We start from the raw sequence: 13,757 nt of genomic DNA, 5'->3' as shown, positions 1-13,757 counted from the left end.
TTATCTCTGTTTCTCTTAACATTACTTCCATATATGTAATTCTTCTTTATATATTACTTAAGTCAATCTTTTCCTTATATTGTTCGTAAACCTCTAATATTTCATGTTGAATATCAAATAACGACCTTACGATATCTGGATCAAACATTTGACCACTTTCATCCTTAATAAACTGTAAAGAAGAATCAATATCAAAGGCGTGCTTGTAAACACGTTTCGAAGTTAATGCGTCAAGTACATCCGCAACAATTACAATCCTTGCTGCCAGCGGAATATTTTTACCGGATAATCCATATGGATAACCCTTTCCATTATATCTTTCATGATGAGATAATGCAATTTGTATACCCATGTCAAAAAAGTGTCTTTCTTTCCCGAATTTACTATAATTCGATTTCTTTAATATATCTGCGCCGATCGTAGTATGCATCTTCATGACTTCGAATTCTTCTTTTGATAATTTCCCTGGTTTTAATAGAATTCCATCTGCTATTCCAACTTTCCCTATATCGTGAAGTGGGCTGAATTTATAAATATTATCTAAGTATCTAAAACTTATGATATCCTTATATTTTTTTGATGTAGAGAGACTCTTGGCAATTAACTTTGAGTAACTCTGCATCCTTTCAAGATGCGTTCCTATTTCGCAATCTTTTGCCTCTACAAGCTTAGCAAAACCTGTTATTGATGCTAAGATGATATCTTCTGCAAATAGCTTCCTTTCAAGACCAATCGAAATATTTTCAGATAATATTTTTACATAATGCAAATGACTTTCGTTGAAAGCATTTGATATTGAGCTTGAAAAAATAATTACACCAATACATTCTTCATTCGTAATCAGAGGATACGCAATGCTCGATAAAAGACCTTCCTTAATCATAAGCTTAGTAGATCCGGAATTAGGGTTTTCAACTATGTAATCATTGTAGTCATTAATAATTCTTGGTTGTTTGCTAAGAACGACATCGTTCAAAGAGCTTTCAATGATATTTTTTGAATATCCTATATTCAATAAAGGCTTGTTGTCGCTACTTAAAGCATAGGAATAAATCAAGCCATTTAGGTCTAATAACGCGAGTCCAATTCGATTATACGGCAGATATTCTTTGAAAGAATCAAAAATAAGGTCTAGTATATGTTCGATATCTACCCCTTTGTTTAAAAGCTCATAAACCTTAACTAGGTTTTCATAAAAATTGTTCATTAGTAGTCCTCCTGAATGATTTAGCATAGACTTATTAAAAAATTTCCTTTGGCATTGTAAATTCAATAATACCTGCTACATATGGTGCAATATCATATAGATCGAAATAAATCACCAACTCACGATTCTTAATGTAAAATTTCTGGTTATCATGAATGCCTTTAAAAGCATTGATTACTTCATAACCTACTACCTCATTGCGGTTTATGATTTGCTTTTCAATTTCCTTATTGATAAAGCTTTTATACAATTCATTGTTAAACAAATCCTTAAGCATGATTCTTTTTCCTAATTTAATATCATAATTATAACATATTTTATGACTCATTGGATGTGCTCCACCGTAATAATTGCTATACAAAATACAAAAGCTAAGAATGTTAAAATCGTGATTATAAATGTTATAACTAGATTCCAAAAAATATGGAATATTTGGTGTCATATACTCATTGGTTGCCTGTTTGAGCTCTTTGACAAAGTTGTTTTTATCTTTGTCTATGTCATCTATAACTTGTTTTTCTAGTTGTTTATTTTCTATACCTAGTATTACTGGTATATGTAAATCCAATTTATATTTTTCTGTTTCTTCTTTCAAGTGTTCTTCTTGAACTTGCTTTGTTCTGATATCATAACTAGACTTTTGCACTTTTCCATTTTTGTTTCCGATATATCGAGTTAGAAAAAGCATATAAAATATATTATACATTCATTACGACCTATGAAAGGTCTTCCCCCTACTTATGGTCTTTATAATATAATATATTAAATAACAATCCTTTTCATTAACAAAAAATCATATCACTCTCACTTACTTATCTATATCAAACCAACCTTTCATTTTAAACCAAATGATCATTAGAACAACAATAACCAACATTCCTCCCAATACAATAAAATATCCAGACTTCATTTCAAGCTCTGGCATATACTTAAAATTCATTCCATAAACACCAACAATAAATGTTAACGGGATAAAAATTGCAGTAATAACTGTTAATAGCATCATATTCTTATTCATACGATACGAATTATAAGAAATATAACTATCTCTTATTTCAGAGGATATCGCTTGTGAAGATTCAATCATTTCCTTAAGCTTTAATAGATGATCGTGAATATCGGAAAAATACAGGTGTTTTTTCTTGAGATTTTCAGAGGCCAGAATTCTATATAATAACTCTTCCATTTGATTCACAATTCTCAGAACGATTAAAAGGTCTGAACGCACATCAAATATCTTATCTAAGAGCTTAATTGTTGTAGCTTTTTCCACATTGGCTTCAATCTCATCTATTACATCCTCTAATCTATAAACTACTGGAAAGTAATCCTCTACTATCTTATTTAAAATATGATAACAGATTGCCAAGCTACCCTCTGACCATATTCTATCATCTGATTTAATCTTTAAATCTATTACATCAATATGACTTAAGTGAATATTATGAAATGTGACCGCGTAATTACTACCAAGGAACAAATCTAATTCAATCGGTTCTAAATCATCTTCCTTTAGTGCTTGAAAAACGAAAAAAATATAATCATCATAGCTATCAATCTTTGGCCTCTGTAGTAAATACATACAATCTTCAATGGCAAGTGGATGAAAATGAAAATGAGTATCTAACAGCATGGCCTCATCTTTATTCGGGCAATCAAAATCCACCCAATACCACTCTATATTTTCATTGTCTAGTTCGCTTAGTTCAAGATCTTCTATCAACTTCATATCCTTCGTCAATGCCAATGTATGAATCATATGCCAATTCCTTTCACAATTTCTTACTTGATATTTCTTGTTGATATATTATAACATTATACAGATAATCTTTCTATTAAATCTTATCCTAATAAATCTCTTGATAAATGATTATAATAAGGGTTTGTCCAAAATATTAAATAAGTTGACAAAAAATGCAATGTCTTATACACTAAAAGAAACAATTATTAAAGGAGTGTTAACATTGACACAGGACGATAAAACGATAGGCGGTTTAATTCCATTACTTGGTATTTTTGGATTCTCAATTGTTTCGATTATACTTTGGGCAGTAAAAAAAGATGAATCTGTATTTGTAGATGAAGTAGGAAAAGAATACTTAAACTTTGTTATTAGCCTTATTATTTACTCGGCAGTTGCAGGCATATTATGTATTATTCTCATTGGTATTGTACTGTTTGTTGCAATTGGAATTTTCTCATTGGTAGTAAGTATCATAGCAACAATCAAAGCCTTTGGTGGCGAAGTATATCAATATCCTCTAATCATAAGATTCGTTAAATAATTAAACCGAATGGAAGCGAAGCTTGCATTCGGTTACGAAACTGTAGCGAATGCGGAGGTTTTGTAACCTTGGCTAAACAAACCCCCTTATAATAAATACATGAAACAAAAATGTATTTCTATAAGGGGGTATTTTATTTACTACTTCGTGATTAAATTAACAACGTTCTAACCTTTCAAATCTTTGAAAACTTCTAAGTTCATAATTCTTTTGAATATTATTTCTAACACTTTAAGGATACCGACAAGAATTATTCCAATCAACATACCAAACACAACCGAATATCCAGTTCTAACCAATGACAAATATAAAGGTGTCCTAATATGTGAAAAGGTATTGGTAATAGACGATTGACCTACAATTGCAACAACAGCAAATACAAGTATATATAAATACTTATTAAAAATATCTTTTTTAACAAAAGCATTCCCTGCACAGCAGACTCCAATGATCATCGACGGAAATGCTAGCATAAATTCTTTCGTTCTTGGTCTCGCCAACAGTACTTCTTCTAAGAAATTCCTTAACATTATTTCATAGGTGGACGGCTCTAAACTTGATTCGTTCCCTGTTCTAGCAAGATAAATATAACCTACAATTGCGATTGCAAACAATACAATACCATACTTTATTTTGACACTCCCGTTTAAAAAGGATTGGCTTGTTTGTACAAATTCATTGATGAAGCTTTTTCCCTTAATTTGTGCCACTTCTTTAATGTAGTAAATTACCACTATAAGCATAATCGTTACAATTGGCAACAATAAACTTGCTTTTACTCCTGTAAAAAGCTTGAGTTCTAGAAAAAATTCTGTATCAGCCATAACACTTCCAATGTATAGGGCGCCAAATAGAGAAATCATTGATGATAATACCAAACCCTTTATGGCTATAAGAATCTTTGTTCCTTTTGGATTTAACAAATAGCAATGCATAAAATACACTACACTTAATGTTGAAAATACAATTGCAGCCGCCAATGCAGTAAGAGATATCGCCATATTGGGTGCAATACAATGAGCTGTTACACTTCCAAGTGCGGCTAGTGCAATGAACACAATATTATATTTTGATTTCATATAACCTACAACAATATTGATTAATATTAAACCAAACAATGCTATTTGAAAGGTAAGCAACATCTTTACTAGCATAGGAAGCGTAAATTCTTCAATGGTTGATGCATCGCCATAATGATAACCATGTTCGGCCAAGCGTATCTCCAAGCCTTCAAACATATTTTTATAATCTTCTACTTTTGTAACATAATTACCATTAAATTGTATAAATGGTCTAAAATAGATTGCTCTAATATTTCTCTCTGTAACTGCTCTATAAATACAGTTTCCTATCTCTTCTCCACCCGTATAATACGCATTATATTGATATCTTTTTGCAACGAAATCCCAAATATTAAACAATCTAACAAGATGGTCTTTAGATAGGCTCGCAACTACTGGTGGCAACCCTTTCGTTTCAACATATTTACGTTGCTCTATCGTTTCAAGAATTACAACATTTACATCATACTGATTCACAAAATCTTGAATCGCAGATAGATATACATCGTTTTCTGAACCAAACCCAACAACACCTTCACCATCAAATAGAAGCAATCCACTACCGGTACCATATTTTGCAATTTCTGATTTATATAGATTCCATGCACCCATTGGATCTTTATCATAATTAACTGGTCGGAGCACTAGTTTTAAGCCACTCTCTTCAATTAACCTAATCTTTTCTTCATCAAATCCTATCGGAGCATAAAGCACCTGTGAGCCATAAATAAATTTATTTTTTCCTATTATACGACCCGAAGAACTAATAATATCATTGGAATCAGCATACAAGAGATCTTTTTCAGTTTGCTCAACAATAATATAATAATCTGAGTCAATTGATTTGCTCCAGAACTTTATTCCTTCATAATGAGATAATCCGCGCACCATAGTATTAAATTCTTGCTCTGAACCTGCTTCAATAATCAAGTTATATTCACTACCTTGTTGTAATCGGGTAATCACTTCTTCTGGATATAGCTGTTCCCAATCCCCTTCATTAAAAAGCTGTTTCGCAACATTATAAGTAATCCCTCGATCACTTGCATACCGAAGTAATGTTTCTTCCATTATAGCAACAGAATTCATACCCATACTTTTATACTCTATCATCCATTGTTCAATACTTAAGTCAGATTGAGCCGCTAATTTTTTCAACTCTTGGTATTCAATAATCATTTCAACCGAATTGTTTTTACGCTCAACGTTCATCCTCAAAAAGGCAATTATGCCTACAGTTATAACAGAGAGAACGATAAACAATATCACTGCTATTTTTGTAATTTTTTTATTCATATTCATGATCACCTTTCTTCTTTTTTTTCATTTTAAAAGCATGAATGAAATCTAGTATGTTTTTTTCCCTTAAAATCAATAGTCCTAATAAATAAATCGCCATACCAATACCAACATCTAAAATAACATTTACTAGTTTCATCAAGATATGCGTTGATTGAAAGGCTTGGTTCCAAATACTGTTAACCCCCAAGATAGTAATGGCCATTACAAATACAGAAATCAATGCTTTCATTCCTACAATTATCATCCCAATAACATCAAGCTCGCCTTCACTTCTCTTGAAAAACAAACAACTAATGCAAACACCGATGTAAAAAGCGATAGAGGTTGCAATAGGAATACCAACTATACCAAATTTCTTTACACACAGAAGATTTAGTATATAATTAGAGCCAATGATTATTACACTAATCATCATTGGTACCTTTTTGTTTCCCATTGTATAAAATGCTTTATTTAAAACATCCCAAATACCAAAGGCAATCATATAGCTTGCATAGCCAATAAGCAATAGTGATGTCATTTTTACATCTTCAAAGGTGAATTCACCTCTCATTAATATAATTCCAATCGCATTCTCACTAACCAATGCTAATCCGACTGAAACAGGTGCTAACAATAGAATAATGCCTTTTAATACAGAATTAATTGCAGAAAAAAATGCGCTCTTATCCAGTTCTGCAAACTTCTTGTTAAACTTCGGGAACATTACAGATGTAATTCCATAAACAGCTGTAGTAACAATAGCTAAAAACAGCATATTAGAATAATAAAGAGTCGTAACCTTTCCATCTCCAAAATGAGATGCCATCGTATTATCAGATAAATATGTGATCTGTTGCGTTGCCGCAATAATTGAGATTGATACAATTCCAACTAAAAATTCCTTTACGTATGAATTCTTAAAATCAATTTGCAAGGAATATTTAAAACCCGTAACTTGATGCACCTTTGGAATTTGAATAACCATCTGTAGAAACCATCCAATCGTAGTAGCTACTGCAAGGCCAACAATTCCATATCCATTGACACCAACAATTAAGTAACCAATCGCAATAAGATTATATGGAAAGCTGATGATTGCGGGTAGAAGATAGTGTTCATGTGCCTGTAATAATCCAACATACAAATAGGCTACTGCTATAAAAAACACCGTTGGAATCATAATACGAGTCAATTTGATCGTTAAGGCAAGCTTCTCGCCCTCAAAACCTCCTGCAAAAACATGTAATATTTCTGGTGTAAAGATAAAACATAACACTGTTATTATACCTGAAATCAAAAGAACACAATTAAAAATTCCACTAAGCACCTTATTCTTATCTTTGCTTTTTTCTAGTTTTACAGATATAGGTATTATCGATGTTGCAATTCCCGTTCCCAGACTAAGAAAAATAATAGTTGTGATACCAAGTCCTATTAAATATGCATCAGATTCCATGCCAGTGCCAAAAATACTCCCCATTACAGCGTCTCTAGCAAATCCAATTACTTTTGAAAACAAGGTTAAACCAATAATGACCATTATGATATTAATTGCATGATCTTTTCTTTTAGTACTCATTTACTGGTTACTCCTTCTTTGACTTTCCAAAATAATCACTCTTATAAATCAAATCTTGTGCTAATAGCTGATCATAATACTTGTTAATTTCATCCATATATTGACTTTTATCAAGTACTTTCCCTGTCTCAAAATCATATAACGTTTCTTCCTGTGCAATATAAACATATTCGTTCGTTATAACGTTACTGTTACGTCTCAACGCACTTCCCATGTAATTCGGATCCAATATATCTTGACTCATCGTATACTCCAAGTCAAAACCCATAATATTTGCTAGGGTTGGGAGAATATCAGATTGACCACACGCCTTATCAGAGGTTAAAGGCTCCAAAAGCCCTGGAATATGTATAAATAGAGGAATCTCCTCGTATTTTTGCCATTGATATGGATTATATTCAAGTCCAAAATATTCACAAGTCATCTTTGCTTCATCATTAAACAGTCCAGCATGATCACCATAAATTACAACTATAGTATCCTCATAAACGCCTTTTTCTTTTAGATACTCAAAGAATTCTTTCAAGGCAGAATCTACATAATTACCAGCGTTCATATATCTTCTTAACATTTCCTGGGATTCACCTTCTTTTTGTGTAAAGGGCCCTGAATAAAAAGCATCATAAGGATGATGAGAAGATAATGTAGCCATAAAAGCATAAAAAGGTTTTTCTTGACTAGCCTCTAGTGCAAAATCAAGGGACTGTTGTAAAAACACTCGATCACTTATTGCCCATCCAACTTTTTCTGTCATATCAAAGTCATCTAAACTATAAAAACGATCAAAGCCCAAAGTCTTGTGCATTACCTCTCTATTCCAAAAGCTTGCTTCATAGCCATGATAAGAATTTACTGAATAGCCTTTTTCCTTAAGCTTATTCGGCAAGGTTATATATGTATTACTTGGAAACTCATAATAGGCTGAACCACCATAGGTTGGTAGCATAGAGGTGTTTGTTAACAACTCCGCATCAACAGTATTTCCACCCGCAGTTTCAATGAAATAATTTGACATATAAATACTTTTCTCTTTTAAGCTGTTTAAAAAAGGAGTTACCTCTTGTCCATCTACTTCTAAATCAATCAGAAAATTCTGAAAGGCTTCAAGTTGTATAACAATAACGTTCTTGCCTTCGCCAATATTCGTATATGGATTGTCTGTTCGGAGTCCGGCCACGTTTACGCTTTCAATAAGCTCTACTTGCTCTTTTGTTAATTCCTTACCCGCATCTATTGATTTTGCAATTGCTGTTTTCACATCATAAAAATGATAATAAATCAATCCCAAATCTCTTCCAATATATTTACGCTCATAAGCAAACTTTGTTGTATCAACATGATCATATTTAATTTTAATGCCAATAACACTTACTAAAATAATTGAAATTCCAACTATCATTTGCACATAAAACGGTTTTATTCTCTTAAGCTTTTTAACATAAATACCTATTAGCACCAATACAATAAGATCAGCAAACATTAATAAATCTCTCATTTGAAATAAAGATGAGGTACTTTCTTTTACATCATCTAAAAAAGCAATTTGCTTTAATATTGGTACAGTGATCGGATTGTAATAATAACGTCCATATAGCATGTCAGCTAAAAATACAAGTGTTAAAATCAAATCCAACGCAATTAAGGAAGCTTTGAATCTCTTACCTGAAATGATAATAACAATTCCACCAATAATGGCAATCGTAAACATAAGTGTAAGTCCCATTGTCATATTGTCTAAAGTCAACACTGGAGCTTTGTTTATCTTAATAGAAAATTGTACATATAATGCCTTAAGAGTTAGACTTCCAACCCACGTAAGAAAAAATATTACAACACAGAATTTCTTAAATTTTTCATTTGCAAATATCTTTTTTAATTTTTCTGACATTATAAACTTCCTTTCATTTACGATAACATTTTACTGTTGAACTAACTGTTTCAAATATGTTTCATTTTCACTAGCCTTCGCAGTGAGAATGGTAACTTCCTTTAGAATATTCTCTTGAATTTCTTGATAATGGTTCATGATTTCATCGATATGATATTTTACGCTCTCAAAAGTAAAATCCTCGATATCTTCAATCGTATACATTTTTAGTTCCTTAAGAAAATACTTGACCTTTGGATCATATATAAACCCAATCATTGGCACGCTTTTTAAAGCTGCATACAAAAGTGCATGAAGTCTCATACTGAGCACAAATTTTGTTTCCCCAATAATGCCAATAATCGTATTAACATCATAATTTTTTCTCAATGTATAGCTTTCGCAATGCATTTTCTCTGCTATTTTATTAGATATCGCAATATCAGTAGGATATTTCATAGGTATAAATAATATAGTCATTTTAAGCTCTTCAACTACATAATCACATATCTTTGCCATCTTAATAACGTAATTTTCTTTGTCTTTCCAATCTCTAAATAAAACTCCAACCAACGGCTTTGATGCATCGACATTTTCTTGCTCTAATATTTCTTTCACTGATACTGCTTTTAGGTCAAGGCTAAATACAGGGTCCGCTGTAACTTTAATTAAAGGCTTCGTTATACCCATTTTTTCAAGCTCTTTTACCGATAAGTGTTCCCTTAGTGTAATAATGTCCACCCTGTTCACCATCAGCTTAGTAAAGAATCTATTCATTTTTCGTCTAATAGGACCTATGCCATTCGCATAAATCATACATTTTTTTTTGAAAAGTTTAGCTAACCATAAAATACTCAAATAATACATTAATGAGCGTGTGCTTGTACGATCTTGCAAAAGACTGCCTCCACCCATTAGCAAAATATCTGTATTTTTAATTTCTTTTATGACTGCTAAAAGATTAAATCGGTAAGTGGCATGTACGCCATACTCTTCCTCAGTTGCCATTGGATTATTGGATAGAATGGTAGTTTTAGTTGGTATTCCTAAACGTATAATGCCCTCACACATTGATGTTAAAATAGCATCATCTCCGGAATTCAAAAACCCATAATATCCCGTTATTAAAAAATTTGTCATGTAGCGCATCCTCTTTTATCCCAAAATCTCGAACATTGTTTCATTTCGTAGAAATACTCTATTTTGCATTATACGCTTTTCCTATCATATTATCAACAATAAATTAGATCAGCCCTAAAGAATAGGGCTGATCCATTTTTATTTAATTTTTACCAATGGATAAACATTTTCATAATTATAATATAGCTTTCCACTTACCATATAAAAGTTTAATAAATAAAAGGAATTGTTTAGGTCAACTTTGTTAGCACTGCTATTATATGTCAAACCGTTGATATCCATATATCTGATTCCTTCATAGTAATTCACTTTAAACTTAGATCCACTTGCGTTAATATAATAAATGTTTTTACCTGTAAGCTTTTGATAATCTTTTAAGATTGTGTGTAGTGCTTGGCCTTCTCTTTCATCCTCAAAGCCACCCTTTTCAATTGGATTCTCATTTGCCACAATGATTATATTGTTTTGTGGGGTGTTTTTTAAGTCACTTTGTAGCTTCGTCCATTGTGTGTAATCTGAATCAATGATACCACCTGAACCCGTAGCTAAGGTAAAGACCTTTAAATCTTCATAGCTGCTATTACTATACTTGTTGTTCCAAAGTATACTCTTTGTAGTAATAAACTGTGAATTTACTTTCGTATTGCCTGCAAAAATAGCAAGATTGGATTTATTGACCATTTCAATAAACTCATTTTGTACCACTTTATCTAATAATCTATTAGCTCCACTTGTTGCACCAACTACAGAAGCTTTAAATGTGTAGTTACCTACAGTATTTAAATATAACGGATCATTTATAGGTAAGTCTACCATATCAGCTTTTATACTAGTCGTATTCAAAGCCTTATTCACCGTTAATAAATCTACATATACTGCTCCATTTAGTGCCTCTGTATTCTTCAATGACGCAATATAAATACGTTCCAGCTTCACAGGATATGCCATACCTTCTGGCAAGCTAGCTTCAAGCTTCTTCCAACCGCTAAAATCAATTCCGTTGGAAAAGGCTATGTTGAAAGCATTATTATTAGCGTCAACGAGCTTTCCTTTAAGAAGCAGATTACTGTTATTACCATATACATTTAATCCTAAGGATTTCTCGGAATTATCTGCTATTATGATGTCATTAAATACCGCATAAACCGCCTGAGTAACCTCAGATTGTGGTAAATTATAAGAAATCTTTACTGACTGACTTCCATCAAGGACCATCTCCGTACTTTTTTGTGCTGTACCTATTGCTGTTTCAGGATAATTCAAGGTTGTCACATCACCTGTCTCAAAAGAGGTTTTTGTTTCAGTCGTTGAACCAACTACTACTGTCGCATTTAATTGAATGCCTGCTACATTCAGCGTTACTTTACCTATTCCGCTTTTTGTACCAGCAATAAATACACCGTTGTTAAAGCTTCCAAGCTCTTTATCATCTATTTGCCACGTAATGTCAGAAGAATTTACATTACCCTTAAATCCTTCCGTATCTGTCCCAACTACATTAAAGGTAGCTGATTTTCCTTGATTTACATACAGAACCTTTGGTTCAATGTCTAAGTCAATATACGAATCGACACTTGTTAATTTTACATTTGCAGAGACTTCATTATAAAAGCAAGTAATTGTTCCTTCTCCACCATTGGTAGGTGTAAAAGTCGACCCTGCCCAACTTCCCTCAACTGTTTGATTGCTCCAAACTAGGTTAGACGCATCAATTGCTACTGGATTTTCATATTCATCATATCCTACAACCTTATATGTGATTGGAGAATTTTTAAATACCCTAGCTGAAGGAGCTACTATTTCTAGTGTCTTAAGGGTTCCAATAGGAGCTGTTGAAATAAATCCTAGGCCATTTACAACCTTCCTTTGGCTACCATCTGAAGGATCATTTTTCACTTCAACTGAATTGGTTGTACCTTCTCTAGCGGCAATTGTACTTGAACCTCCACCATCCATATGTATTGCATTATAAGTATCATATTCAAGTAAATATTTTGCCAATTCTTTATGCGTAGCGCCAATACTGATACCTCTTCCATCCACAACCATAGCAATTAAGTAACGGCCATCCTTGGTTGTTCCAATTGCTGTTCTTGGATGTCTAACAGTAGGTTGAACGATCATACCATCTTGAACGATTTGACCATCTTTTAGAATTTTACCGCCACCACTAAGGATGGCATCGTATATTTTATCACCAAAATTGTTTTTAATTTCCATTGTAACTGTAGTACCTGGTTGATAAAATGGTATAATTTTATCTTTAAGGGTTTCATTTACGGTAATGATATATCCATTCTCCGGAATGATGGCAACTACTTTTGGTTCTACAACCTCAGTAACTACCCCATTATCTACTACAATTTTATAAAGTCTTCCTTTACTCTCAATCTGGGTGGAATCTACCATTGCATTCCTATTGATAATAACAGAGTTCACAAAATCATTCATGCCATTAATGGAAGTAATGTAAATGCCTTTATATCCTCCACTTTTCACGGTAATGTTTCCACTAAAATAACTGAAATTGATTTCACCAAGTGGTGTCATCATCATAGATGCTGCACCAAGTGTTGTTTTATTATAGTTCTCTTGAATATATGAATATTTACCATTCTCAAACTCAACTCCAATAATATCACTTGGATTACTTGCAGTATCAAAAAATGATGCATTTACAGCTGCTAAGGAATTGTTTTCAGACATTATATTTGTAAGTGTAGTCTTTTTACCCCAGTCTTTAACTGAACGAATCACATCTAGATCTACATTTTTATTCGTTAAGTCCATTTTCAATACATGAATATCTACCCAACCCGAATTTGTAAGCTTCAATTTCCGTTCATAGGTTAGGCCTGAAGTTACAGTTTTAGTCTCTTTTGTTTCATATAGAAAAACCAATCCATTGGTTGCAGCTATCGTGGAAATGGGTTGTTGTAATGTACTAACAACCAGCGTCATAATCATAAGTAACTTAAAAATTCTTTTCATCTGGATACCCTCTTTTCTCATTTTCTTTCTGTATTTTAAACCATTAAAGCATTGATAAATGTATGTAATCATCACCTAACCTTTAAATTCTATGAATATTAATTGGTTGCCTAGCCTAGTATAACAAAAAAGTAGGTGGACTTCAATTTTTTCATGGAAATTTAATGAGTTGTTATAAAAATGAAATATTTCAAAATAATACCTTGCTAAATAATACCTCCATGAAATTTTTGATGGTGGATTTTTATTGTATGATGAAAAAGTATGGATGATAGGTTGTTGGCTGTTGATAAGAGTGGTTGTAATTTTGGTATAACGTAAAGATGCACTGTTATGAGCTGAA

Annotated in this window: 9 protein-coding genes; 1 reads left to right on the top strand and 8 read right to left on the bottom strand. The window is 32.4% G+C overall.

Features of this window, described 5'->3' with window-relative positions:
• Positions 1 to 46 precede the first annotated feature (46 nt).
• The 3 genes from CVU84_11615 to corA form a co-directional block, all read right to left on the bottom strand.
• Positions 47 to 1,273, bottom strand: a complete 1,227-nt coding sequence (locus tag CVU84_11615; GenBank protein PKM94101.1) for a hypothetical protein — start codon at positions 1,271 to 1,273, stop codon at positions 47 to 49.
• Positions 1,242 to 1,913 carry a hypothetical protein gene (locus CVU84_11610; protein PKM94100.1) on the bottom strand — a complete coding sequence of 224 codons (672 nt, stop codon included), beginning with the start codon at positions 1,911 to 1,913 and terminating at the stop codon, positions 1,242 to 1,244. Before CVU84_11610 ends, CVU84_11615 begins: the two co-directional genes overlap by 32 nt.
• A gap of 102 nt (positions 1,914 to 2,015) precedes the next feature.
• A complete protein-coding gene (gene corA / locus CVU84_11605) occupies positions 2,016 to 2,966 on the bottom strand; it encodes a magnesium and cobalt transport protein CorA (protein ID PKM94099.1) in 951 nt (316 codons plus the stop codon).
• Positions 2,967 to 3,126: 160 nt separating this feature from the next.
• Between corA and CVU84_11600 the strand changes: the two genes are divergently transcribed.
• Positions 3,127 to 3,492 carry a DUF4870 domain-containing protein gene (locus tag CVU84_11600; protein PKM94098.1) on the top strand — a complete coding sequence of 122 codons (366 nt, stop codon included), beginning with the start codon at positions 3,127 to 3,129 and terminating at the stop codon, positions 3,490 to 3,492.
• Positions 3,493 to 3,659: 167 nt separating this feature from the next.
• On the opposite strand, the gene CVU84_11595 is transcribed toward CVU84_11600, so the two are convergent.
• From CVU84_11595 to CVU84_11575, 5 genes are all read right to left on the bottom strand, one after another.
• Entirely contained in the window at positions 3,660 to 5,849 is a 2,190-nt protein-coding gene (locus CVU84_11595) for a hypothetical protein (protein PKM94097.1), read from the bottom strand.
• The gene (gene mviN / locus CVU84_11590; GenBank protein ID PKM94096.1) at positions 5,842 to 7,416 is read right to left on the bottom strand and encodes a murein biosynthesis integral membrane protein MurJ; all 1,575 of its coding nucleotides are present in this window, start codon (positions 7,414 to 7,416) and stop codon (positions 5,842 to 5,844) included. The genes CVU84_11595 and mviN overlap by 8 nt, the downstream gene beginning before the upstream one ends.
• Before the next feature lie 7 nt (positions 7,417 to 7,423).
• The gene (locus CVU84_11585) at positions 7,424 to 9,304 is read right to left on the bottom strand and encodes a hypothetical protein (protein PKM94095.1); all 1,881 of its coding nucleotides are present in this window, start codon (positions 9,302 to 9,304) and stop codon (positions 7,424 to 7,426) included.
• A gap of 30 nt (positions 9,305 to 9,334) precedes the next feature.
• Complete coding sequence (gene csaB, locus CVU84_11580; protein PKM94094.1) at positions 9,335 to 10,432, bottom strand: polysaccharide pyruvyl transferase CsaB; 1,098 nt, start codon at positions 10,430 to 10,432, stop codon at positions 9,335 to 9,337.
• Between the two features lie 129 nt (positions 10,433 to 10,561).
• Entirely contained in the window at positions 10,562 to 13,486 is a 2,925-nt protein-coding gene (locus CVU84_11575) for a hypothetical protein (GenBank protein PKM94093.1), read from the bottom strand.
• Between the last annotated feature and the right edge of the window lie 271 nt (positions 13,487 to 13,757).

This window comes from Firmicutes bacterium HGW-Firmicutes-1, assembly GCA_002841625.1.
GTDB lineage: Bacteria > Bacillota > Clostridia > Lachnospirales > Vallitaleaceae > HGW-1.
This window is presented reverse-complemented; position numbering and strand designations above follow the sequence as displayed.